Here is a 24131-nt window from a genome sequence, read left to right on the forward strand (position 1 = left end):
TCGACAGCAGGAAAAGATCGTAAGAACAATAGCATAGAGCCGAAGCCGATCCCGGCCAACGTACCACTCTATCAAACAATCAGAACGTGCTCATTGAACCCTTCCCTTCATTCGGCTCTTCGGACCTCCGACAAGATCAACTTGCCGGGCGAAGCCGACTCGGTTCGAATGGCAGCATGCATCCTTTACCGGGTGCGGACGTTTACGGTTACCAACCGGCATAGCCGCCAGGGAAAAGCAGTATGAGTGAACATGCGATCGAGTTCTTGCGCGGATGGATCGGTGAAAAGGTCCACTGCCAGCACTCGCCGGTAAAGATCGAGAAGCAGGCCGAGACCCTCGCCAAGGAGTGCGCGGCCAAGGCCGCTGAGGTCGGCATTCCGCTGGAAGATATCCAGGAAGAAGTCGGCGACATCCAGGAACTGATCGCATCGCGGCTCGAAGAGGCGGCCGAGGCCGACCAGAGCAACGCGGCCAAACCGTGACGCAACAGGCCTGGTGCCGCCAGGCCTTGTCCTCTATCCAAATCGATCTTTCAGCCAGGCCTTCGGCAGCGCCGGCACGAAATTGCCGTCGCGTCCGCTCATATCCTCATTGGCGACCATTGCATTGAGGATCGCCTCCTCTACGCCTTGCGCCACCGCATCGAAGAACGGATCGATATCGACGTCCGGGATGTAAGCGACGTTTGCGGTTCGTCCCGATGGTGCAAGTGCTGCTTGCGGATTGGCGGTGGTGAAGGCCAGAAAAATGTCGCCCGAACTGTGGTACCCGAAGCCGCCTGTCATGGCGATGCCGAGCGGCACGCGCTTTGCCAGCCGCTTCATCTGGTGCGGCAGAAATGGCGCATCGGTGGCGACGATGGCGATGATCGAGCCCTTTTCGGCACGCGGCGTGCCTTCGCGCATCGCGGGCTCTACCAGATCGGGCCCGACGCGGGCGCCGCGCAGTGTGAAATTGCGCCGCTTGCCGAAATTCGCCTGCACGAATACGCCGACCGTATGCCTGATGCCCTGCCACTCGACGATGCGCGATGCCGTGCCCGAGCCGGCCTTGAAGCCAAAGGCAATCATGCCGGTGCCGCCGCCGACACTGCCTTCCTCGATCGCTCCACCGGCGGCACCGTCGAGCGCGGCTTCGACATGTTCGAAGCCGACGTGATGACCGTTGATGTCGTTGAGGAAACCATCATAGGTCTCCGCCGCAACCGGCAGGCCCCAGCCGCTGTCGAGCGCCGCCGACAGCACGCGTTGCATCCAGCGCAGCGTGCCGTCGCGGGTAACGCCGCAGGAATGCGTGTTGGTGATCGTGACCGGCAGGTTGAAGGCGCCGACTTCCTCGATAATGTGCGACCCCGTCAACTCGCCATTGCCGTTCTGGCTGAAGACACCGGCAAACACCGGCGTGGCGAGCTCAGCCAACGGCCGCGGCAGGATGGCGGTGACGCCGGTGCGCACCGGCCCCGTGCCAACCTTGAGCAGACCCTCGCCGGAAATCAGCGTCGCATAGCCGACCGATACGCCGAGCACATCGGTGATGGCGTTGAAGCCGCCCGGCGTGCCCTCGAAGGCAATGCCGAAAGCACGCGCGCGCGGCTTGCCCGCCGGCGTTTGAAGATGCGGGTCATGTCCGGTCATGCGGTCCTCTAAAAAAGCGAGCCCTGATTGCCCGGCTCTTTCGGTTTGCTGGCCGTCGGCTTTGCAGCGGGTTTGCTGGCGGGCGGCGTGGCCGCTGGTTTGGCAACGGCCTGCACCCGCTCGGCGTCGCCGGTCGCGACTGCATTTACGATGCCGTCGGCGAACTCCAGCTGCAGGCCAGCGCCCGGCGCCACATCAACTGCCAGTTTGATCACCGCGCCGTCGGCATCCTTGACCAGCGCGAAGCCGCGGGCCAGCACAGCCTTGTGCGACAGCGTTGCCATCAGCCTCTCGGATTGGACGATGCGGCCGCGCAGTCGCTCCAGCCTGAGCAGTACCGCTTGCGTGCCGCGTCTCGTCAAAGCTGTCAGCAGATCCCTCTGCACGGTTTGCCGCCGTGCCGTTGGCTCGATCGTAATGCGGCCTTGCAGCAAAGCCAGTTGCTGCCTGTGCCGTTGCAGGGATGCTTTCGCACATTTTGGCAACTGATCCGCCGCACGATTCAACTCCGCGCGCCGGGCTCTCGCCAATGCGCGCAGCGCCCCTTGAGCGCGCAAAAGGTTGCGGTCGTTGGTGCGTCGCGCCTCGGCAATTCGCCGCGACAGCGTTGCCGGAGTGAGCTTCACGGCGAAGAACCGAGCTTGCTTTCTTTCGGTGGAGACCATCAGCCCCCGGCTAAGCCGGCTGGCCGCCTCGTCCAGCCGCCGTCGCGGCAGCGCCAGCAACTGGTCGGGCGAGGGCAGCGCGCGGGCGGCCGCACGCGAGGCCTGCCGCTTGCGTTCGAAATTGCGCAAGGTAGCTGCTTTGAGCCGTGCGCCAAGACTGGCTAGTGTCGCTTCGAGGTCCGCTTTCACCGGCACCGCGATCTCCGCCGCACCTGTCGGCGTCGGTGCGCGCATGTCGGCGACGAGGTCGATCAAGGTCCAGTCGGTCTCGTGCCCGACGGCCGAAATCACCGGAATGCGCGAGGCGGCGACGGCGCGCGCCAGCCCTTCATCGTTGAACCCCCAGAGGTCCTCGAGGCTGCCGCCGCCGCGCGCCACGATCAGAAGGTCGGGCTGGGCAATCGCGCCATCCCAGGCCAGCGCGTTGAAGCCGTTGACGGCGGCCGTCACTTCCGCCCCCGCCGTCTCGCCCTGGACTCTTACCGGCCAGACCAGCACATGCAGCGGAAAGCGGTCCTTGATGCGATGGATGATGTCACGGATCACCGATCCGGTCGGCGAGGTGACGACGCCGATGGTGCGCGGCATGAACGGCAGCCGCCGCTTGCGGCCGGCATCGAAAAGTCCTTCGGCCTGCAGTCGCCGCTTGCGCTCTTCCAAAAGCGCCATCAGCGCCCCGGCGCCGGCGGGTTCTAGATTGTCGATGACGATCTGGTAGTTGGATTTGCCGGGATAGGTGGTGAGTTTGCCGGTGGCGATCACCTCCATCCCCTCTTCGGGACGGAATTTCAGCCGGCTCATCGTGCCTTTCCAGACCACGGCATCGAGCCGCGCGCGGTCGTCCTTCAGGGTGAAATAGGCATGGCCGGAAGAGTGCGGCCCGCGATAGCCGGAAATTTCGCCGCGCACCCGCACATGGCCGAAGACATCCTCGACCGTGCGCTTCAGCGCGCCGGAAATCTCGCTCACCGTGTATTCGGTGGCATTGGTTCGTGATTCGGATTCTGCGTCGCTCATCGGCCGATTGAGCGGCTGTTGTCGCTCCGCGTCAAGATTCCATAACTTGATCTTAAGCCTGGCCTGATTGACTCTGGGCCAAGGAGGACGCATGAGCGCCCGCAAACAACGCAGCCCGTTGACGTTCCAGGTCACCCTGACGGTGCTGACGCTTGCCGTTTTTGCACTGGCCATCGTTGTCGGCTTCGGCCTTTACGCCACCATGCAGGCCGACCGGGTCTCGCTCGAGCGGGAGAAGGTTTTCCTTGCCAACGGCCTGCAGGACCAGATCGCCGCGGTAAAGCGCGAGCAGGAAAGCGTCGCCGTCTGGGATGATTCCGTTATAAACGCCAAGGCCGGCAACCAGACCTGGATGGCCGAGAATTTCAGCGTCTGGATGTACTCGTATTACGGCCACAACCGGGTCTATGTGCTGGACAACGCCAACCGGCCGGTCCACGCCATGCGCGAAGGCAAGGTCGTGTCGCCTGCCGTCTTTGGCGAGGACGAACCCGCTTTGCGGCCGACCATCGCCAGGTTGCGCCAGATGATGAGCAAGGACGCAAGCCAGGCCGGCGCAAAATTCGTTGCCGACGATCTGGTCTCGCTTGGCGGTCAGCCTGCCATACTCAGCGTCATGCCTCTGGTGCCGAGTTCGGATCGCGTCACCCAGGCATCCGGCAGCGAATATCTGCATGTCTCCATAGAGTTCATCAACGACGCGGTGATCGGCAAGATCGCGCAGAAATATCTGCTGGCGGGGGCGCATCTCCTGCCGATGGCTCAGCCGCTTGGCTCGGCTGCCATTCCGCTTATCGACAAACAGGGTGTCATCCTCGGCTATATTGCCTGGGACCAGGAACGGCCCGGCCTGACGCTGGTGGGCAAGGCCAGCCCGGCCCTGGCTCTGGCCGCGCTGGTTGCGGCGAGCGTGCTCGCCTTTCTGCTCCGGCGTCTGCGCCGTGCGTCATCGGCGCTGCAGACCAGCCAGGCCCAGGCGCAATATCTCGCCTTTCACGACACGCTCACCGGCCTGCCCAACCGGGCACTGTTCGAGGACAGGCTGCGGCGTGCCTTGCTTACCTCCGGCAATGAAAGCAAGGTCGCGCTGCTTTATCTCGATCTAGATCGCTTCAAGCATGTCAACGACACGCTTGGTCACCCGGCAGGCGACGAACTCGTGCGCCAGACGGCGGCCAGGCTTCAGCATACGGTTCGCGACGTCGACACGGTGGCAAGACTGGGTGGCGACGAATTCGCGGTGATCCTGATCGATGTCCGCGACGTAAGGAACGCCGAGGATATTTCCGAGAGGGTGCTGCAGAAACTGCAGGAGCCGTTCAAGCTGATGGACGATCAGGTCTTTATCAGCGCCAGCATCGGCATAGCCTTGTCGACAGGCCCTGATGCCGACGCAGACGATCTGCTGCGCAAGGCCGACATCGCGCTCTACGAAGCCAAGAAGAACGGCCGTGGCCGCTACCAGGTCTTCGCCGGCGACATGGACGACCTTTTGCTGCGCAAGCGCAAGGTCGAGAGCGAGCTGCGCAGCGCGCTGAATGGCGGCACCGGTATCAAGCTCGCCTACCAGCCGGTCTTTGCCAGCGACGGCAAGACCATTGTCGGCGCCGAGGCGCTGATCCGCTGGGCGCATGAGGTCCATGGCGCACTGCCGGCGGCGCAGTTCATCGCCATCGCCGAGGAACGCGGCATGATCGGGCAGCTCGGCGCATGGGCCCTGCTGGAAGCCTGCCGCTTCGCCGTGAAGACCAAACTGCCGTGGCTCGCCGTCAATGTCTCGCCGCTGCAATTGCGCGACGCCGGCTTTGCCGAAGAGGTTGCCTCGATCCTCGCCGAAACCGGACTGGCGCCGAAGCGCCTGCAGCTCGAAATCACCGAAAACGTTCTCCTGGAAAACAACGACACCACCAGAGCGGCTCTGGCAGCCTTGCGCCAGTCGGGCGTCGGCATTGTGCTCGACGATTTCGGCACCGGCTATTCGTCGCTGAGCTATCTGCGCCGCCATGCCATCGACAAGCTCAAGATCGACCGCTCCTTCGTGCGGCTTCTCGACGGCGATGGCAATTCGGGCGCCATCGTCAAGGCGCTGATCGATCTCGCCGGCGCGCTCAAGGTCGAGGTCACCGCCGAGGGCGTAGAGACCGAGGTGCAAAAGGCGCTGCTGGTCGCCATGGGCTGCCAGCAGCTGCAGGGCTACCTCTTGTCGCCGCCGCTGGAGCCGGCGCAATTGGTGGCGCTGCCCGGCCTGTCGTCGGCCAACGCAACGACGGAGGCGGCAGCGTCGGCCTGATCGTTCCTACCAGCCAGGCAGGATCTGGTTCGGCTTGCTCCGCTTCATCTTGGCGAAGGCGAGCGAGGCGAAATCGAAGCTTCCCGTTTCTTCGCCGAGCGGCACGGAAATATTGTCGAGGCTTTCCGAGATGTGCCGGGCCAGCGCGTCGACGATTTCGGGACGCGAGGTCTGGCCGCGCATGATGCCGATGCGGCAGTCGGGTAGGGCGCCAAAACCGTCGGCTTCGCCCAGCACTCGCATGCCGGGCCGCAGCGCGCATTCCGGCAGCACCGAGATCGCCAGCCCCGACAGCACCGCGGCGGTGATGACGGTCGCCGAGAAGCTGGTGAAGAGGATGCGATAGTCGCGGCTTTGCCGGTCGAGCACATCGACGGCGGCGCGCCGCCAGATGCAGTTCGGCCGGCCGAAGGCCATCGGCAGCACTTCCTGTTCGTGCGTGGCATGGTTGGCCGAGGTCACCCATAGCAGCGGCTCGCGCCGCACCACTTCCGACTGGCCGCGCGTATCATTGTGCGTCACCAGCGCAAGATCGAGATTGCCGCGCTTGATATGCTCGACCAAGCCTGGTGTCGGCTCGCAGATGACAGTCAGTTCGACGCGCGGATTTGACCGTGTGAAGCGTGCCATGATTTCGGGCAGGAACCGGTCGGCATAGTCGTCGGGGGTGCCGATGCGGATGGTGCCTTCGAGCCGCTGGTCATCGAAGGCGGCCAGCGTTTCGCGGTTGAGATAGAGCAGGCGGCGCGCGTAGGAGAGCAGCTTGTCGCCTTCCTCAGTCAGCCTGTTGGTGCGGCCGTCCTTTTCGAACAGCGGCTTGCCGATCCGCTCTTCCAGCCGGCGCATCTGCATCGACACCGCCGATTGCGTGCGCAGCACTTCCTCGGCCGCGCGGGTAAAGCTGCCGGTATCGGCAATCGAGATGAAGGTCTGCAACTGGTCGAGATCGAGCGGCGCTTTCATCGGTCCAATCCATCACTAGCGTTGATGCTAAAGATTAGAAACATTCGTTGGATTAATCAATCGGTGCGTGGCAAATTCACATTGTCCACATGAAAGCATGTGAATCGAGACCGGAACGGCCGCTGTCCCCAGCGCCGATCGCCTGGTCTTGTCCAGTTCGAGTCTGAAGGAGACCGACATGACCACGTTTGATTTCGCCACCGAGACCTCGCGCATCACCTCGCGTCCGGCCGTTGCGACGCGCGTGGCCAACACTTTTCTCAATGCCTACCAGGCCTGGAAAAATCGCCGCGCCTTCTATCGCCTTGGCGAGATGTCGGACGCCGAACTCGCCGATATCGGCCTGACGCGCGCGGACCTCCATGTCGCCATCGATGTGCCGTTCGGCGCCGATCCGACCGTGAAGCTGCGTGCGATTGCGATCGATCGTGCCGATACGATCGAAGATCTCGCCCGCCAGATAGCGTGATATCGGGCGCATTGTTTCGGTTGCCGTGAACCTTTCTCAGGCTCGCCGCGACCAACGAGTATAGCAGGCTCCCCACTCCCTGCCGGTTCCCCGCCGGCCAGCCTGCACACTGGCCCGGTCCTCCTCCAGGACCGGGCTTTTTCTTTTAAAGCTCCGTCGTCATCGTGCGGTCTGCGCCGCGTCGCTTCGCTCCTTGCTCCGAAGCCGCGAAGGTCAGCGCCCAACTACCGCCAACTACCGCCGGTCCATGTCCCGCTTGAACTGGTCGAAGATCGTTTCCACGCCCTTCTGATACTCGTCGCGCTGCTGGGCGCCGGTCTCGAACATCTTGCCGAAAATATCGTCGAACGGATTGCGTGGCCTGCCGCTCGGATTGGCCTGCGGTTGCGGCGCCTGGCGCTCCTGCGGTGCCTGTCGCGGCTGGGGTGCTTGCGGCTGCTGCGGCGCCGGCTGCCCACCGGGCAAGCCGAAGCCGCCACCACCGCCTTGCCGCATCATCTCTTCAAAAATCTTGCCCAGCGGGTTGTCGCCGTAAGGGCTCTGCGTCTGTTGCGGCTGTGTTGGCTGCTGCGGCCGGCCCTGCGGTTGCTGTGCCGCGCCACCGCCGAACATATCCTGCAGCACCTTGCCCAGCGGATTGTCGCCATAGGGGTTGGGCGCCTGTTGCGGCTGGCTTTGCGGCTGTTGGGCGCCGCCGCCGAACATGTCCTGCAGCACTTTGCCCAGCGGGTTCTCACCGTAAGGATTGGGTGCTGGCTGCGGCGCAGGCTGTGCCCCGCCGCTCGCCTGCCGCATCATCTGTTCGATGATCTCGCCGAGCGGATTGCTGCCGGCGCCGAAGCCACCGGCGGCCTGCATCTGACCCCCGGTCAACTGGTTTGTCGTCTGCTTGAACAATCCGCCCATCACCATCGAAGCGATGGCCGGCAGCATCTGCTGCAGGATCTGCTGGCTGACGCCGGTCGCCTGCGCGGCCTGGCTGGCCACCGCGCGCGACAGCTCCTTCGAGCCGAACAGATGACCCAGAATGCCGTTGCCCTCATTGACGCCTTGCGGTGAGAAAGCCCTGGTCGCGTCCTCGAAGTATTTGGCGTGCTGGCCGCTCGCCATCGCCGTCATGAAGGCGCCTAGCCCATAGGGATCGGCGGTGTTGCGTTGCAGCCCTTGCGAGAAGGCCGGCAGCAGAGCGGCGACAGCCGCCTGCGTCTGCTGCATGGAAAGCCCGTACTGCTGGGCAAGCGCCTGCATGCCGTTGCCGTTCTGCGCCTGCGCCAATATGTCGAACAAGGTAGGCATCGGTTTCTCCTCCCGGAAATCCTCGAGGGAGAACCTAGTTCGTTTCGATGTTCGATTGAAGCGGCTTTTGCCGCTGCTCAAGGCGCGACGCTAATACGCATATTCCATGAACACCGGCTCGATCGAGCCGCCCCAGCGCGTGTGGTAGGCCGACAGCATTTCCTCGGCACTGGTGGTACCGCGCGCCACGACTTCGTCCAGCGTGTTGAGGAACGAGGTCTCGTCATAGCCGTCGCGGTTCTTCCTGCCGCGATTTTTCAGCCCAAGGCGCGAAATGGTCATTACATCGCGGCCGATCTCACGCAGCGTCGTGTTGCGGAACGGCGCGGAAATGCCTTGTTCCGGCACCGCATTGCGCATCGCCAGCGTTTCTTCATAGGTCCAGCTCGAAGTCAGCGCCTCGGCGGCGTCGAGCGCGGCCTCGTCATAGAGCAGCCCGACCCAGAAGGCCGGCAGCGCGCAGATGCGGCGCCACGGCCCGCCATCGGCGCCGCGCATTTCGAGGAAGCGCTTCAGCCTGACGTCGGGGAACAGCGTCGACAGATGGTTCGCCCAGTCGCCCATGGTGGGCAGTCCCTCCGGTACTTCATTGCGGGCAACGCCGGCCATGAACTGGCGGAAGGTGATGTGCGTCATGTCGTGATAGTGGCCGTCGCGGATGACGAAATACATCGGCACGTCGAGCGCCCATTCGACATAGTCGGCAAAGCCGAACTCGGGCGAGAAGCAGAATTCGAGCAGCCCCGAGCGTTGGTTGTCGGTGTCGCGCCAGATGTCGCCGCGCCAGCTCTGCAGCCCGTTCGGCCGGCTATCGGTGAAGGGCGAGTTGGCAAACAGCGCCGTCGACAGTGGCTGCAGCTTCAGCGACACCTGCATCTTGCGGCGCATGTCGGCTTCGCTTTCGAAGTCGAGGTTCACCTGGATGGTGCAGGTGCGATACATCATGTCGAGACCCTTGGTGCCGACCTTGGGCATGTAGCGGGTCATGATTTCGTAGCGCGATTTCGGCATTTTCGGCGTCTCGGCCAGCGACCATTTCGGGCTGCCGCCGAGGCCGAGAAAGCGGATGCCCATCGGCTCGGCGATCTCGCGTACCTGCGCCAGATGCGCATTGCCCTCCCGGCAGGTCTGGTGGATCGTTTCCAGCGGCGCGCCCGACAGCTCGAACTGGCCGCCAGGCTCCAGCGAGATCGCGCCCTGTCCGGTCGGCTCGACCAGGCCGATGATGCGGCCGTCATCGATGATCGGGTCCCAGCCGAGCTTTTGCTGCATGCCTTCGAGGATGGCGCGGATGCCGCGCTCGCCGCCATAAGGCACCGGCGCGTTGCCGTCGACATAGAAGGGGAACTTCTCGTGCTCGGTCCCGATGCGCCACTTGTCGCGCGGCTTGTTGCCTTCGGCCAGATGCTCGACCAGTTCGTCGATGCCTTCGATTGGCCGGAAATCGGTTGTGTCGCGCGCCATGGGGCCCCCTCTGCGGCTCTCGGAGCCCGCCGGCGCTAAATGGACGAAATGTCAGCAGCCGATCAAGCGAAAAATCCTGAGCCACAGGTCAACAGGAATTGATCTTTACGCTTCTTACCAGTCTCCGACCGTCGCCTGCATCACCGCAAGCGCCGCTACAGCTGCTGTGTCAGCGCGCAGGATGCGCGGTCCGAGCGGGATGGCAGTGACGAAGGGGAGCGCCCGCAGCATCTTGCGTTCGTCGTCGGAAAAGCCGCCTTCCGGCCCGACCAGCAGCGCCAGCTTCCTCTCCGGCACCGCCTGCAATGCCGGCAGCGGGTTGTTGGTCGAGGCATCCTCGTCGCAGAAGATAAGCCGGCGTTCCTTGTCCCAGCCGGAGAGCAGGCGCTCGAATTTCTCGGCCTGGCGCACTTCCGGCACCGCCAGTATGCCGCATTGCTCGGCCGCCTCGACTACATTGGCGCGCAGCCGGTCGATGGAGGGTTTTGCCACTTGCGTGTGCTGGGTGATCACCGGCTGCAGGATGCCGGCGCCCATCTCGACCGCCTTCTGCACGAGATAGTCTAGCCGGCCCTGTTTCAGCGGCGCGAAGCAATAGATCAGGTCAGGCAGGGGCGGTTGCGGTCTCTGCGAGGCCAGCACCTTCAGCCGCACCGCCCTTTTCGACCTGGTGGCAATCGCCGCCGACCACTCGCCGTCGCGGCCGTTGAAGACCAGGATCTCGGCGCCTTCGCCGAGCCGCAGCACATGCGTGAGATAATGGCTCTGCTGCTGGCCGGCATCGAATTCGATGCCTGCCGCGAGGTCGTCCGGCACGAACAGCCGCTGCATCTTGTAATTGGCGCGCATCGCCGAGGAATGGGCGAGGCGGTGCCTGGCGTCAAGTCTCGGCGGAACGATGCCACACCGGTTCAAAACCGTGCCGCAGCACCGAAACGGTCGTGGCCGGTGTGAGCAGGCGCAGCGACCGGCCGGCAAGGCTGTCGAAGGCCGCCGCATCGCCATAGCCTGCGAACGACCAGGGCAGCGCGTTGCCGCCGCGCAGCGCATAAGCCGAGCCGCCATCCGCGATCATCGCTCCGTCCGGCAATCCGGCAAGCTCTCCCATGGTGACATCAGGTGGCTTGCCGCCGGAAGCCAGCCGCTCCTTGTGCAGCCGCTTGTCCACCATTGGCGCGCGCGGTTCGTTTACACCGAAGACTTTGCCGAAACGCCCGACAAAATCCGTGGCTCGCTCACGCCGGCAATAGAAACAGGGACGGTGCCCGGCGGCCAGCGCCGTCACCTCGTCGAGGAAGAACAACTCGGTCCAGCCGGCCCTGCCGCCCGGCCTGTTCCTGCCCATCGGCTCGCGTCGCACATTGCGGAATTCGCAAACGCAGATGATCCAGGCCGGCAAGGCCCAACGCTTTTTCAGCAGCGTCTTGGTCTCAGGATCGTGGATGATGCCGCGATTGCCGGTGAACAGGCCGCGCTCGGATATGGCATGGATGGCGCCGAACGGATCGACCCGGTTCTGCAGTGGCATAGCTCTCTCCCGAATACGCATCTTGGCTGCAATGCTGGCGACATGATATCGCTCGTCGCGTCATTTCATGTCAGCAGGGTTTTGCGATGCGGGTGCTGGTGGTCCAGAACTACGACAACACCGGCCTTGGCCAGGTTGGTGCCGCGCTCGCCGAAGCCGGCGCCGATCTCGACCTGCGCCGGCCCTACAAGGGCGATGCGCTGCCGGACGACGCGACCGGACACGATGCCATGGTGATGCTGGGCGGCGGTCAGAATGCGCTGGCCGACGATGACTACCCGTATTTCCCGGCGCTGCTCGAACTGACCCGCGATTTCGCCGCCAAGGATCGCTCGGTTCTCGGTATCTGCCTGGGCAGCCAGTTGGTTGCCCGCACTTTCGGCGGTGAGAACCAGATCGGCGGCGCCTCGGAATTCGGCTGGCACAAGGTATCGCTGACGCCGGACGCCAGAACCGATCCGGTGCTTGGCGCACTTCCCCAGGATTTCCCCATCTTCGAATGGCACGACGACACTTTCGCGCTGCCGTCAAATGCGGTGCGGCTTGCCGGCAGCGAAATTGCTGAGAACCAGGCGTTCCGTATCGGCCGCGCCGTCTACGGCTTCCAGTTCCATTTCGAGGCCGACCGGCCGATGGTGAGGGACTGGAGCACGTCCTTCGCGCCGCTGATTGCCGATCGCCATCCCGACTGGCACGATCGCCTCGACAGCGAAATGGCTCTCAACGGCCCCGAGGCTGATGCCGCGGGCTTGGCCATTGCCCGCGCCTGGGTGGCGACGATCTGAACCCAGCCAACGCGCGGCCGTTGCATAATTGGCACGCGGCGGGGAATCTGCCGGGGACAACTTCTTTCGTCCTTGGTTTGTGGCCGAACGCTATCCTACAAGGCGCGCGCTATGCATCGGCAATGCAACCGCGATGAACCTTCTGTGTGATCCGCGCGACACACCGCCGATACAGAATCGACCTACAAGCGCGAAATCGTCGAAACTTTGAGACGAATTCTCGGTTTCAACCCATTGGTAACCGCCTCGTGCCCAGATGCAGGAAGCTCAACTAGAGATGACGTCCGTGAAAGCAGCGCTTCTGTCCTTTGTCATGCTGTCTGCCATCGTTTTGTGCGGTCTCGGCATTTATTCCGCCGATGCAGCCAACAACCATCAGGCCGTCGACGGCTACGGCGTCACCGCCGCGCTTCGCTAAAACGCTTTTCCCTGCACAGTCAGGATACGCTTGTCCGCGCCGTCCACGGCGAGCGCGCTGAGCATGCCTGACTGCCAGGCGAGCGTGTCGACATTGACGCGGTTCGGCATCACCTCCGCCTCCGGCACCGGTGTGTGGCCGTGCACGATCACCTTCGGGTAAAGCCCTGGATGGTTGTGGAAGACGTCGCGTATCCAGACCAGATCCTGCGGGCTCTGGCTCTCCAGCGGCACGTCAGGCCTGACGCCAGCATGGCAGAAGAAGAAATCACCTGATATCAGTGACAATTGCAGCGACCGCAGGAAGTCGACATGGGCTTGCGGTACAGCATTGACCAGTGCCTGGTGTCCCCGCCGTAACGCCTCGGCCTTGCCGAACCAGCTTGCGTGTCCCGCTAGGTCGACGCCATAGGATTGTGCCGTCTGCACGCCGCCATAGCGGATGAACAGCCCTTCCGGGTCAGGCTCGTCGAGAAAATCGAGGAAGCCGATATCGTGGTTGCCGGCGAGCATCAGATGCCGTGGATCGCGTTTCCGTGCCTCGATCAGGAAGTCGATGACGCCCTTGGACTCTGGTCCGCGGTCGACATAGTCGCCGAGGTGGATGACGCGCCAATCGCTGGTCGGCTTGTATTCGAGCTCGCTCTCGATGCGGCGATGCATGGCGGCGAGCAGATCGAGCCGGCCATGCACGTCGCCGATCGCATAGAGGCGCATGCCATCGGGCGCGCGCGCGTCGAGGTAGTGGATGCCGGTCTCGATCAAGGCGGCTTCGTCTCCGTGATCCAGCGAGGCTAGGGTCTAATCGGTGAACAAGACCCTATCGCCGCAACTGGTCCTTGCCCATCTCGGTCACCAGCCGTTTGCCGCACAGTGCCAGCGTGATGTCCATCTCCTTGCGGATGATGTCCAGCGCAAGGGTCACGCCTTGCTTGCCCATGGCGCCCAACCCGTACAGGAACGGGCGGCCGATATAGGTGCCCTTGGCGCCGAGGCAAAGCGCCTTCAGCACGTCCTGGCCCGAGCGGATGCCGCCGTCCATATGCACCTCGATCCTGTCGCCGACGGCATCGGCGATCTCCTCCAGCGCCATGATTGACGACGATGCGCCGTCGAGCTGGCGCCCGCCATGGTTGGAAACGATGATGGCGTCGGCGCCGGTCTCGACCGCCATCAGCGCGTCCTCTTTGTCGAGAATACCTTTCAGGATCAGCTTGCCGCCCCAGCGCTCCTTGATCCAGGCGACGTCCTTCCACGACAGGTGCGGGTCGAACTGCTCCGTCGTCCACGATGCCAGCGAAGCGACGTCGCCGACGCCCTTGGCATGGCCGACAATGTTGCGGAAGGTGCGGCGCTTGGTGCCGGCAATGCCCATCAGCCAGCGCGGCCGCATGGCGATGTTGGCAATGTTGGCCAGCGTCATCTTGGGCGGCGCCGACAGCCCGTTGCGGACATCCTTGTGGCGCTGCCCCAGGATCTGCAGGTCGAGCGTCAACACCAGCGCCGAGCATTTTGCAGCCTTCGCCCTGTCGATCAGGTCGAGCACGAAATCCTTGTCGCGAAGCACGTAGAGCTGGAACCAGAACGGCTTCTTCGTCACCGACGCGACATCCTCGATCGAGCAGATGCTCATCGTCGACAGCGTGAACGGCACGCCGAATTCCTCTGCCGCCTGCGCCGCCAGCATCTCGCCATCGGCATGCTGCATGCCGGTCAGGCCGGTCGGCGCCAGCGCCACCGGCATCGCCACCTTCTCGCCGATCATGGTCGATTCCAGCGAGCGGTTGCTCATGTCGACCAGTACGCGCTGACGGAATTTTATCTTCTGGAAGTCCTCCTCGTTGGCGCGGTAGGTGCTTTCGGTCCAGGCGCCGGAATCGGCATAGTCGTAGAACATCTTCGGCACCCGCCGGCGCGCCAGGTCCTTGAGATCGGCAATGGTGAGGATGTCGCTCATGGTGGTTCCTCGTTAGCCAGTCGTCTTGAAGCCGTCGTCGGCGTCGGAGCGCTGCTTAAGCCTGAGCCGCGACACGCGCTGCCAGTCGCCGCTGCGTTCGGCCTCGAGCATCGAGCGCTCGACATAGGAGATATGGTCCATCGCCGCTTGGCGGGCAGCTGAAGGATCGCCGGCCTTCACGGCTTTGTAGATCGCGCCGTGCTGGGCCAGCAGCGCCTCGCGCGCTCCGGGCACGCTGAACACCAGAAGCCGGTTCTGGAACACGCCTTCAGACAGCAGCCGGTAGCAGGAGCGCAGTGTGTGCAAGAGGATGATGTTGTGCGCGCATTCGCACACAGCATGGTGGAACTCGACGTCGATTTCCGCCTCGTCGTCGAAATCGCCGGTGCGGTGCGCCTCGTCCATGCGCGCCATGATGCGGTCGAGCAGCGCAATGTCGTCCGCTGTCGCGCGCCGCGCCGCATATTCGGCCGCAACACCTTCGATCTCGCGGCGGTATTCCAGATAGTCGGTCACCGCCTTGCGGTGCATCGAGATGAGGTCGGTCACCGGCTTGGTGAACAACTGGCCGATGACGTCGGCGACATGGGTGCCGCCGCCGGCCTTGGTGATCAGCAGCCCGCGCCCTTCCAGCGCCTTCAGCGCATCGCGCAGGATCGGCCGCGACACGTCGAACTGGCGCGCCAGCTCGCGCTCGCCCGGCAGCCGGTCGCCGGTGCGCAGCACGCCTTCAAGGATCAGGCTTTCGATCTGCTGCACCACCTCGTCGGCGGTGCGCGAATGCTCGATCCTGGAGAAAATATCGCTCAACGGGGGCCTGGGAAATTGAACCGGCGTCGCGCAAGATAAAGCCAGCGTCGCCAACTGGTCAAATTATTTATCCAATTTGCCCAATCGGGTCGGTCTGCGCGTCGCGCCGGCAGGACCTACGATGCTAGACTTTGGTGTTTACGCGCCTCATGGATTGCCTTTAGAGGACGCCATCACACGAAGGGTCGAGAACAGGGGGACCACCGTGTCGGACGAGACGTCCAACCTCGAATTCCAGCCGCGCGCCCAGGGCAGCGTGATGGGCTTTCCCGCGCATGAGGGACGGCCCGGCGCGATCGGCGAGGTCCATGCCCGGCCGCATCCGCTGATCGAGAAGCCGCGCGTGCTTGTGCAACTCGCCTTCATGACCGAGGGCGGCTCCGGCGTCGACATGGCCGTGCTCTCCGAACTGTCGCGGCGCCTCGGCATCGCGGCGCCCGACCGTCATGCCCGCCACCACGCCATGAAGTGGGGCAAGGGCACGCTGCGCTGGGAGCGGCATACGGAATTCTCGACCTATCTTTGGGAAGGGCCGCTTGCCGAAAGCGGCAGGGCGCAGGAGGATTCTCCTTTCGGCAACGGGTTCTCGCCGCCGGGAACGGTGATCTCAGGCATAAGGCTGGAGATCCGCAAATGGACGCCGGCAAGCGAGAAGCTGATTGCGGCCTTCGACCCGACGAGCCTCTGCTATTCGCTGGTCGAGCGCGGCAATGCGGCCATCGTCACCGATTTCCGCCAGGACGGCGACGGCCTGACCCGCATCCTGGTGCTTGATCGCGGCCTGACGCCGGCGCGGACCGGCGCGCTGTCGCAGCGGCTGATCGACGTCGAGACCTACCGCACGCTTGCCATGCTCGGCCTGCCGCTGGCGCTGACCCTGTCGAGCCGCGCCCGCCGCATCGAAGACCGGTTGGCGCAGACCACGCTGGAAATGAAGGTCACTGAAACCCGCGACAGCCAGACGCTGCTCGCCGACCTGACCGAGCTTGCCGCCGAGCTGGAAGCCGATGCCGCCTCCAGCCTCTATCGCTTCGGCGCCAGCCGCGCCTATGACGGCATCGTTGTCGAGCGGCTGGAGGCGCTGGACGAAGAAGCCGTGCCCGGCTACGACACTTGGGGCGGCTTCCTGCAGCGGCGGGTGGCGCCTGCCATGCGCACCTGCCGTTCGGTCGAGGAGCGCCAGGCCAACCTGTCGCGCAAACTAACCCGCGCCACGACGCTGCTGCGCACGTGGGTTGATGTCGAGGTCGAGAAGCAGAACCGCGATCTGCTGGCGTCGATGAACAACCGCGCCCGGCTGCAACTGCGGTTGCAGCAGACGGTCGAGGGCCTGTCGGTGGCAGCAGTGTCCTACTATGTCGTCGGTCTGATCTCCTACCTTGCCAAGGGCGCCTCGATCTTCGGCCATGCCATTGCGCCCGAAGTCGTCACCGCCGCCTCGGTGCCGGTCGCCATCGTGCTGGTCTGGTGGGGGGTGCGGCGAGTGAGGCGGATGCACTCCGAGCCGGCGAAACATCCGGGGGAGTGAGAAGCGGTCCGCGCAGCGGACGAAAAGCCAATTGCTTGGCTTTTCGAGCTTCGAACGCCCTGAGCCAGCGAAGGGCAAGGCGCTGGACGATCCGCCCTGCCGGGCCAGCGGCAGATTGCCGCTGCGGAAGGCGGGCAGTACGCTCTTTGCCCGACGCGGTGTTTGCAACATCCGAATGTAATTGGTAAAAGATTTTTACCAGCCAAGCGGAGAACGCCGCCGATGTCCGGCCTTGTCATGCCCAAGCCAGACGACGCCACTATGCGAAGGCGGGCGGAGATCGTCGCCGACATGCGCATCATCGTGCCGGGCGAGGGCGTCGTCGACGCCACCAATGAGATGCGCGCCTTCGAAAGCGACGGCCTCACCGCCTACCGGCAATTGCCGCTGGTCGTGGTGCTGCCGGAAACGGTGGCGCAGGTGTCGCGGGTGCTGAAATACTGCAACGACCGCAACATCCGTGTCGTGCCGCGCGGCTCCGGAACCTCATTGTCGGGCGGCGCGCTGCCGCTCGAGGATGCCGTGCTGCTGGTCATGAGCCGCTTTAACCGCATTCTGGCCATCGACTATCCCGACCGCATCGTCGTCGCTCAGCCAGGCGTTACCAATCTTGGCATCACCATTGCCGTCGAGCAGGAGGGCTTTTACTACGCCCCTGACCCATCCTCCCAGATCGCGTGCTCGATTGGCGGCAATGTCGCGGAAAATTCCGGCGGCGTGCACTGCCTGAAATACGGCCTGACCGCCAACAATGTGCTCGGCATCGAGATGGTGCTGATGAACGGCGAGGTGGTGCGCCTGGGCGGCAATCATCTGGACTCGGAAGGCTATGATCTCCTCGGCGTCATGACGGGGTCCGAAGGCCTGCTCGGCGTCGTCACCGAGGTCACCGTGCGCATCCTGAAAAAGCCGGAGACGGCCCGCGCTCTGCTGATCGGCTTTCCGACCAGCGAGCAGGGCGGCCAATGCGTCGCCGACATCATCGGCGCCGGCATTATCCCTGGCGGCATGGAGATGATGGACCGGCCGGCGATCCATGCCGCGGAAGATTTCGTCCATGCCGGCTACCCCCTTGATGTCGAGGCGCTGCTGATCGTCGAACTCGACGGGCCGGGCGTCGAGGTCGATCACCTGATCGGTCTCGTCGAAGCGATCGCCTATAGGAACGGCTCCACCACCTGCCGCATCTCGCAATCCGAACAGGAGCGGCTGAGTTTCTGGGCCGGCCGCAAGGCGGCCTTCCCGGCGGTCGGCCGCATCTCGCCCGACTATTACTGCATGGATGGCACCATCCCGCGCAAGGAATTGCCGCGTGTGCTCGCCGGCATGCGCGAACTGTCGGAGAAATACGGCCTTGGCGTCGCCAATGTCTTCCACGCCGGCGACGGCAATCTGCATCCGCTGATCCTCTACGACGCCAACGTGCCGGGCGAACTCGACAAGGCGGAAAGTTTTGGCGCCGACATCTTGCGGCTCTGCGTCAAGGTCGGCGGCGTCTTGACCGGCGAGCACGGCGTCGGCGTCGAGAAGCGCGATTTGATGCCGGAGATGTTCAACCAGATCGACCTCGACCAGCAAATGCGCGTCAAATGCGCCTTCGACCCCAACCATCTGCTCAACCCCGGGAAGGTGTTTCCACAACTGCGCCGCTGCGCGGAGCTTGGGCGCATGCACGTGCATCGCGGCCAGGTGGCGTTTCCGGACATTCCGAGGTTTTGAGTGGCTAAGTTGGCGCGTGAACACCCCCCTCTGTCCTGCCGGACATCTCCCCCTCAAGGGGAGAGATTGGCAGCTTGCGCGCCTTACCCTTCCTTCAAGGTCGGAGATTGGCGAAATCGGACGCGACTTCCGATCTCCCCCCTTGAGGGGGAGATGTCCGGCAGGACAGAGGGGGGCGCGAAGGAACTCGACCCATCTTCGCCATGACGACCTTCACTCTCACCACATCGGCCGAGACCCTCTCCATCGTCCAATGGGCGGCGGCGGAAGAGACACCTTTGGAAACCATCGGCCACGGCTCCAAGCGCGGCATCGGCCGGCCACAGCAGAGCGAACACACGCTCGATCTTTCGAAGCTCACCGGCGTCACCCTCTACGAGCCGGCCGAGCTGGTGCTGTCGGCCAAGGCTGGCACGCCGCTTTCCGAGATCGAAAACCTGCTCGCCGAAAACGGCCAGCAACTTGCTTTCGAGCCGATGGACTACGGCCCATTGTTCGGCGGTATCAAGGGAAGAGGCACGATCGGCGGCGTGCTTGCCGCCAACCTGTCCGGCCCGCGCCGGCTGAAGGCGGGCGCCGCGCGCGACCATATCCTTGGCATCAACGCGGTTGCCGGTCGTGGCGAAGCGTTCAAATCAGGCGGCCGCGTCGTCAAGAATGTTACCGGCTACGATCTGTCGAAGCTGATGGCCAACAGCTGGGGCACGCTGGCCGTGTTCACCGATGTCACCTTCAAGGTGCTACCGGCGGCCGAGACCGAGGTGACGCTTGCCATGCGCGGCCTACTCGACGATGCCGCCTCTGCCGCCATGGCGCTGGCGCTCGGCTCCAGCGCCGAAGTGTCGAGCGCGGCCCATCTGCCCGAACGCATCGCCGCGCGCGTTGCCGGGGGCAGTCTAGGCACCGACGCTGCAACGCTGCTGCGCGTCGAAGGGTTTGGCCCATCGGTCGCCTATCGCATTGAGGCGCTGAAGACCCTGCTGAAAAATGCCGGCCCGCTGCAGGAGATCGCAGGTGAGACATCACATACCCTCTGGCGTGACATAAGGGACTGCACGCCATTCGCCGACCGTAGCGAAAAGCCGGTCTGGCGCGTCTCCATGGCGCCGTCTCAGGCCCATCAGATGGTGCTGACGCTGCGCATGCAGATCGGTGTCAGCGCCTTCTACGACTGGCAGGGCGGGCTGGTCTGGCTGCGCATGGAGGAGGGCGATCCCGAGGCCGCCCTGCTGCGCGGGCTGATCAGAAAGCTTGGCGGCGGCCACGCCACGCTGGTGCGCGCCACCCCTTCGCATCGCGCCGCCGTCCCGGTGTTCGAGCCGCAGGCACCGCATAAGGCCGCACTGTCGGCGCGGCTCAAGGCCGAGTTCGATCCCAAGTCCATCCTCAATCCCGGCCGCATGGCCCAAGGCTAAGATAATGCAAACCAACTTCTCCCTTGCCCAGCTTGCTGATCCGCATGTCGCGGAATCGGAGAAGATCCTGCGCAAATGCGTGCATTGCGGCTTCTGCACCGCCACCTGCCCGACCTATGTGACGCTTGGCAACGAACTCGATTCGCCGCGCGGGCGCATTTATCTCATCAAGGACATGCTGGAGAATGGCCGCCCGGCCGACAAGGAGATCGTCACCCATATCGACCGCTGCCTGTCCTGCCTGGCCTGCATGACCACCTGCCCGTCGGGCGTCAACTACATGCACCTGGTCGACCATGCCCGCGCCCATATCGAGGAGACTTACAAGCGGCCGCTGCTCGACCGGCTGACCCGCGCCATGCTGGCCTTCGTGCTGCCCTATCCCGCGCGCTTTCGCGCCGCGCTGAAATTGGCGAGACTGGGCAAGCCATTCATCGGCCTGTTCGAAAGGCTGCCGGCGCTGAGGCCGCTGGGCGCGATGCTGAAGCTGGCACCGGCCTCGATCCCGACGGTCTCGCCAATGGCCTCTTCCGGCATTCATGCCGGGCAGGGGACGAAGAGAGGCCGCGTCGCCATCCTCACCGGCTGCGCCCAATCGGTACTCGACCCCGCCATCAACGAGACGACGATTGCATTGCTGACCAGGCTTGGCGTCGAGGTCGTGGTGCCGCAGGGCGAAGCCTGCTGTGGCGCGCTGGTCCATCATATGGGCCGCGAGGCAGCAGCCCTTGCCTCGGCCCGGCAGAATGTCGATGCGTGGACGCGTGCCATCGACCAGGGCGGGCTCGATGCCATCGTCATCACCGCGTCCGGCTGCGGCACAACGATCAAGGACTACGGCTTCATGCTGCGCCTCGATCCGGCCTATGCCGACAAGGCCGCGCGGGTCTCGGCGCTGGCCAGGGACATTACCGAATATCTCGCAAGCCTCGACCTGCCCGAGCCGGTGCGCAAACCCGGCACCGTCGTCGCCTATCACTCCGCCTGCTCGATGCAGCACGGTCAGAAGATCATCCGCCAGCCGAAGGAATTGCTGTCCAAGGCGGGCTTCGTCGTGCGCGAACCGCGCGAGGGGCATCTGTGCTGCGGCTCCGCCGGCACCTACAACATCCTGCAGCCGGAGATTTCCGCAAGGTTGCGTGACCGCAAGGTGAAGAACATCGAGGCGACCGACGCCGAAATCGTCGCCACCGGCAACATCGGCTGCATCACCCAGATCGCTTCCGCCGCGAAGCTGCCGGTGGTGCACACGATCAAGCTGCTCGACTGGGCCTATGGTGGTCCGAAGCCGGAGGGCGTCTCCGAAGGAAACCTGGTCGCCGCCGAGTAAGCAGCTATTCCGCTGCCAGCCGGTCCACCACGCCATACGTCGCCTGGTAGCGCGCGCGCTGGCGGCTGAGCGCGACCATTGTGTTGCGCAAGAGGATCGCCACAGTGATCGGGCCGACGCCGCCCGGCACCGGCGTGATCCAGGACGCGACTTCCTTCACGCTCTCGGTGTCGACGTCGCCGACGATGCGGCTCGTGCCGTCCGGGCCGATCTCGGAATTGATGCCGATGTCGATGACGGCCGCACCGGGCTTCACCATGTCGGCCTTGATCAGCCGCGGCTTGCCGACGGCGACGAACAGCGCATCGGCGCGGCGCGCATGTGCCGCCACCGAGCGCGTCATGTGATGGCACACCGTCACCGTTGCGCCTTCGCTCATCAGCAGGAAGGCAATCGGCTTGCCGACGATCTCGGAATGGCCGACGACGACGACTTCGAGCCCCTTGAGGTCGAGGCCGGTTTCCTTGAGCAGCTCGACCGAGGCCGCAGCCGTGCAAGGCGCGAGGTCGAGCTGGTTGTAGACGATATTGCCGATCGACGCCGGATGCATGCCCTCGACGTCCTTCAGTGGATGCACCGCCGCTTGCAGCGTCTTGATCGGGATATGCGCCGGCACCGGCCGCTGGATGATGATGCCGGTGACGCGCGGGTCGGCGTTCAGGCCGTGGATCGCCGCCTCGAGTTCGCCGGCGCTGATGTCGGCGGGGAACCGCCGCTCCTCGAAACCGATGCCGGCAAGCGCGGCCTTGGCGCGCTGGTTGCGCACATAGACATCGACGGCAGCGGTATCGCCGACGGTGATCGACACCAGCTTGGGCGGAAAACCTTCGGCGGTGGCGATGGCGGCATCCTCGCGCACGGATGCCATGATGCGCTGGGCGACCGGGCCGCCCCGGAGATAGCGGCTATCGTCTGGCGGAGACATGGCTGAACCTTTGCAGCGAGTTTGGCGCAGGGGAGTTTGGCCGTCCCTATAGCAGGGGAAATGCGGCAAGGCAGCGTGAAAGCGAACCGTCATCCCCCTGGCGCGACGTTCTGGCGCAGCCTGGCTCAGCTATAGCCGCAAAGAGAAAGGGCAGCGCGGTTTCCCGGGCTGCCCTTTCCTGACTGGCCGCATCCCCACACGGCCCGTCCCCCGTAAACTCTTCCCGATCCCTGAAGGTCTAGCCTTCTGAACCAGATGATTCGGTAGCCGACTATATCACGACCACGGTCGTTCCAACATTGACCCTCTCGTAAAGGTCAACCACGTCCTCGTTGCGCATGCGGATACAGCCGGAAGATACCGAGCCGCCGATGGTCCATGGCTGGTTGGTGCCGTGGATGCGGTATTCCGTCGTGCCGAGATAGAGCGCGCGGGCGCCGAGCGGATTCTCTTCGCCACCGGCCAGATAGGTCGGGAGGTAGCGGCCCCTGGCAGCCTCGCGCTTGATCATCTCCGCTGGCGGGCGCCAGTCCGGCCAGACGCGCTTGTTGGTGATCTTGTGCGTGCCAGACCATTCGAACCCAGGCTTGCCGGTGCCGACGCCATAGCGCCGCGCCTTGCCGTTCTTCTCGACCAGGAACAGGAAGTTCTGCGTCGTATCGATGACGATCGTGCCCGGCTTCTGCGGGCCGTCATAGGCGACTTCCTGCGGCAGATAGAGCGGATTGATCTGCGGCCGCATCACCACGCGCTTGACCGGCGCCTGCACGGAAGCAGTGCGAACCCGATCGGGTCGCGCCGGCTGCGCATAGCGAACGCGCGGCTGTTGGACCACCTGTCGGCTCTGCCGCAGGATGCCGGGCGCCCGGCCAAGCTGCAGCACCCAGGGTGCGGAAAGGTCGGGGCTCACCATCACCGGCGGCCTTTCGGCATAGCGGTCGTTGGCGGCAGACGAGGTGACGCCGGCGGCCAGAATGGCCACGGCGCCGAGCACGGAACGCAAAAAGATCTTCATCGGAACGCACCTTGATCGTCGAACGGACGGAGGCGGAACTTGCCCCCGGTTGCGCGATCCTTGGCGCGAAGCGGCAACCGAAACATGAATCGGAATGCGTAAAATGCCGCTTTGTCAGTAAACCTTTTGGTGTGGTTACCGCCGGGTTCAGGAATCTGGTAAAGCCGCGGTAAATGCAGCGCGAAAGCGCGTTAACGGATGGATCGGCCATGGCGCAAGACAACACCGGACTGCTTACCGGCTCCGACGGGATCACGCGCTGCTTCTGGCACGGCAATCTGCCGGACTATCTGCACTACCACGACCATGAATGGGGCCGGCCGGTCGCCGACGACCGCAGGCTGTTCGAAAAAATCTGCTTGGAAGGCTTTCAGTCCGGCCTGTCCTGGCTGACCATTCTGCGCAAGCGCGAGAATTTCCGCGAGGCCTTCGCCGGTTTCGACTTCGACAAGGTCGCCGCCTTCACCGACGAGGATGTCGAGCGCTTGGTCGCCAATGCCGGCATCATCCGTCACCGCGGCAAGATCGTCTCGACCATCAACAACGCCAAACGGGCGTGCGAAATGGTCGACGAGTTCGGTTCGCTGGCCGCCTGGTTCTGGAAGTTCGAGCCGGGGCCGGAGGAGCGGCCGGCGGTGGTGGACATGGCGCATCTACGCGCCAACCCGACGACAGCGGTCTCGATCAGGATTTCGAAGGAGTTGAAAAAGCGCGGCTGGAGCTTTGTCGGACCGACGACGGTTTATGCCTTCATGCAAGCGATGGGTCTGGTCAACGACCATCTCGAGGGGTGTGTTTGCCGGGAGCAGGTGGAGAAGGAACGCAAGGCCTTTAAGAGGCCGAAGTAGGGCGCTGTCCCCCTACCTCCCCCTTGTGGGGAGGTCGCGCCGAAGGCGCGGGT

22 protein-coding genes are annotated in these 24131 nt (G+C 64.2%); 10 read left to right on the top strand and 12 right to left on the bottom strand.

Features of this window, described 5'->3' with window-relative positions; translation table 11 throughout:
- The first annotated feature begins 242 nt into the window (after positions 1–242).
- Complete coding sequence (locus NLY37_RS30170; protein WP_023670565.1) at positions 243–485, top strand: DUF768 domain-containing protein; 243 nt, start codon at positions 243–245, stop codon at positions 483–485.
- 33 nt (positions 486–518) lie between these two features.
- Here NLY37_RS30170 and NLY37_RS30175 read toward each other — a convergent pair whose 3' ends face one another.
- Together NLY37_RS30175 and xseA are read right to left on the bottom strand one after the other, a co-directional pair.
- Entirely contained in the window at positions 519–1637 is a 1119-nt protein-coding gene (locus tag NLY37_RS30175; protein WP_023710136.1) for a DmpA family aminopeptidase, read from the bottom strand.
- An 8-nt stretch (positions 1638–1645) separates the two neighbouring features.
- Positions 1646–3319 carry an exodeoxyribonuclease VII large subunit gene (xseA, locus tag NLY37_RS30180; RefSeq protein WP_023686817.1) on the bottom strand — a complete coding sequence of 558 codons (1674 nt, stop codon included), beginning with the start codon at positions 3317–3319 and terminating at the stop codon, positions 1646–1648.
- Between the two features lie 91 nt (positions 3320–3410).
- Here xseA and NLY37_RS30185 point away from each other — a divergent pair, with 91 nt between their 5' ends.
- Entirely contained in the window at positions 3411–5609 is a 2199-nt protein-coding gene (locus NLY37_RS30185) for a bifunctional diguanylate cyclase/phosphodiesterase (RefSeq protein ID WP_023723354.1), read from the top strand.
- A 6-nt stretch (positions 5610–5615) separates the two neighbouring features.
- On the opposite strand, the gene NLY37_RS30190 is transcribed toward NLY37_RS30185, so the two are convergent.
- The gene (locus NLY37_RS30190) at positions 5616–6572 is read right to left on the bottom strand and encodes a LysR substrate-binding domain-containing protein (RefSeq protein WP_023670561.1); all 957 of its coding nucleotides are present in this window, start codon (positions 6570–6572) and stop codon (positions 5616–5618) included.
- A 178-nt stretch (positions 6573–6750) separates the two neighbouring features.
- Here NLY37_RS30190 and NLY37_RS30195 point away from each other — a divergent pair, with 178 nt between their 5' ends.
- A complete protein-coding gene (locus NLY37_RS30195; RefSeq protein WP_023740487.1) occupies positions 6751–7041 on the top strand; it encodes a DUF1127 domain-containing protein in 291 nt (96 codons plus the stop codon).
- A 234-nt stretch (positions 7042–7275) separates the two neighbouring features.
- On the opposite strand, the gene NLY37_RS30200 is transcribed toward NLY37_RS30195, so the two are convergent.
- The 4 genes from NLY37_RS30200 to NLY37_RS30215 all read right to left on the bottom strand — a co-directional run bounded on the left by NLY37_RS30200 (position 7276) and on the right by NLY37_RS30215 (position 11329).
- Positions 7276–8337, bottom strand: a complete 1062-nt coding sequence (locus tag NLY37_RS30200; RefSeq protein WP_023740488.1) for a DUF937 domain-containing protein — start codon at positions 8335–8337, stop codon at positions 7276–7278.
- A 90-nt stretch (positions 8338–8427) separates the two neighbouring features.
- A complete protein-coding gene (locus tag NLY37_RS30205; protein ID WP_023740489.1) occupies positions 8428–9801 on the bottom strand; it encodes a glutamate--cysteine ligase in 1374 nt (457 codons plus the stop codon).
- A gap of 114 nt (positions 9802–9915) precedes the next feature.
- Positions 9916–10650 (bottom strand): 16S rRNA (uracil(1498)-N(3))-methyltransferase, encoded by a 735-nt coding sequence (locus tag NLY37_RS30210; RefSeq protein WP_023740490.1) that lies wholly within the window; start codon positions 10648–10650, stop codon positions 9916–9918.
- A gap of 31 nt (positions 10651–10681) precedes the next feature.
- Positions 10682–11329, bottom strand: coding sequence for a hypothetical protein (locus NLY37_RS30215; protein WP_023740491.1), 648 nt, complete (start codon positions 11327–11329; stop codon positions 10682–10684).
- An 86-nt stretch (positions 11330–11415) separates the two neighbouring features.
- On the opposite strand from NLY37_RS30215, the gene NLY37_RS30220 reads away from it, so the two are divergent.
- Both NLY37_RS30220 and NLY37_RS30225 read left to right on the top strand, forming a co-directional pair.
- Positions 11416–12114, top strand: coding sequence for a type 1 glutamine amidotransferase (locus NLY37_RS30220; RefSeq protein ID WP_023692350.1), 699 nt, complete (start codon positions 11416–11418; stop codon positions 12112–12114).
- A gap of 277 nt (positions 12115–12391) precedes the next feature.
- Complete coding sequence (locus tag NLY37_RS30225) at positions 12392–12532, top strand: hypothetical protein (RefSeq protein ID WP_006206855.1); 141 nt, start codon at positions 12392–12394, stop codon at positions 12530–12532.
- Here the strand turns inward: NLY37_RS30225 and NLY37_RS30230 are convergent.
- The 3 genes from NLY37_RS30230 to NLY37_RS30240 are packed head-to-tail and all read right to left on the bottom strand — an operon-like array spanning position 12529 to position 15298.
- Positions 12529–13296 carry a metallophosphoesterase family protein gene (locus NLY37_RS30230; protein ID WP_023740492.1) on the bottom strand — a complete coding sequence of 256 codons (768 nt, stop codon included), beginning with the start codon at positions 13294–13296 and terminating at the stop codon, positions 12529–12531. The two genes, NLY37_RS30225 and NLY37_RS30230, sit on opposite strands and share 4 nt — an antisense overlap.
- Before the next feature lie 55 nt (positions 13297–13351).
- The gene (locus NLY37_RS30235; RefSeq protein WP_023740493.1) at positions 13352–14488 is read right to left on the bottom strand and encodes an alpha-hydroxy acid oxidase; all 1137 of its coding nucleotides are present in this window, start codon (positions 14486–14488) and stop codon (positions 13352–13354) included.
- Between the two features lie 12 nt (positions 14489–14500).
- Complete coding sequence (locus NLY37_RS30240) at positions 14501–15298, bottom strand: FCD domain-containing protein (protein ID WP_023695102.1); 798 nt, start codon at positions 15296–15298, stop codon at positions 14501–14503.
- Positions 15299–15503: 205 nt separating this feature from the next.
- On the opposite strand from NLY37_RS30240, the gene NLY37_RS30245 reads away from it, so the two are divergent.
- The 4 genes from NLY37_RS30245 to glcF all read left to right on the top strand — a co-directional run bounded on the left by NLY37_RS30245 (position 15504) and on the right by glcF (position 21290).
- Positions 15504–16826, top strand: a complete 1323-nt coding sequence (locus NLY37_RS30245; protein WP_023686827.1) for a DUF3422 family protein — start codon at positions 15504–15506, stop codon at positions 16824–16826.
- Positions 16827–17048: 222 nt separating this feature from the next.
- Positions 17049–18545, top strand: a complete 1497-nt coding sequence (locus NLY37_RS30250; protein ID WP_286441169.1) for an FAD-linked oxidase C-terminal domain-containing protein — start codon at positions 17049–17051, stop codon at positions 18543–18545.
- 203 nt (positions 18546–18748) lie between these two features.
- The gene (locus NLY37_RS30255) at positions 18749–19960 is read left to right on the top strand and encodes an FAD-binding protein (RefSeq protein WP_023740495.1); all 1212 of its coding nucleotides are present in this window, start codon (positions 18749–18751) and stop codon (positions 19958–19960) included.
- A 4-nt stretch (positions 19961–19964) separates the two neighbouring features.
- A complete protein-coding gene (gene glcF, locus NLY37_RS30260) occupies positions 19965–21290 on the top strand; it encodes a glycolate oxidase subunit GlcF (RefSeq protein WP_023740496.1) in 1326 nt (441 codons plus the stop codon).
- A gap of 4 nt (positions 21291–21294) precedes the next feature.
- Here the strand turns inward: glcF and NLY37_RS30265 are convergent, their stop codons facing one another.
- Together NLY37_RS30265 and NLY37_RS30270 are read right to left on the bottom strand one after the other, a co-directional pair.
- Entirely contained in the window at positions 21295–22215 is a 921-nt protein-coding gene (locus NLY37_RS30265; RefSeq protein WP_023670547.1) for a bifunctional 5,10-methylenetetrahydrofolate dehydrogenase/5,10-methenyltetrahydrofolate cyclohydrolase, read from the bottom strand.
- 271 nt (positions 22216–22486) lie between these two features.
- On the bottom strand, positions 22487–23230 hold the full coding sequence (locus NLY37_RS30270) for a L,D-transpeptidase (protein ID WP_023740497.1): 744 nt from the start codon (positions 23228–23230) through the stop codon (positions 22487–22489).
- 209 nt (positions 23231–23439) lie between these two features.
- Here NLY37_RS30270 and NLY37_RS30275 point away from each other — a divergent pair, with 209 nt between their 5' ends.
- Positions 23440–24078, top strand: coding sequence for a DNA-3-methyladenine glycosylase I (locus tag NLY37_RS30275; RefSeq protein WP_023740498.1), 639 nt, complete (start codon positions 23440–23442; stop codon positions 24076–24078).
- The last annotated feature ends 53 nt before the right edge of the window (positions 24079–24131 follow it).

The sequence above is a fragment of the Mesorhizobium sp. C395A genome (assembly GCF_030323205.1).
GTDB lineage: Bacteria > Pseudomonadota > Alphaproteobacteria > Rhizobiales > Rhizobiaceae > Mesorhizobium.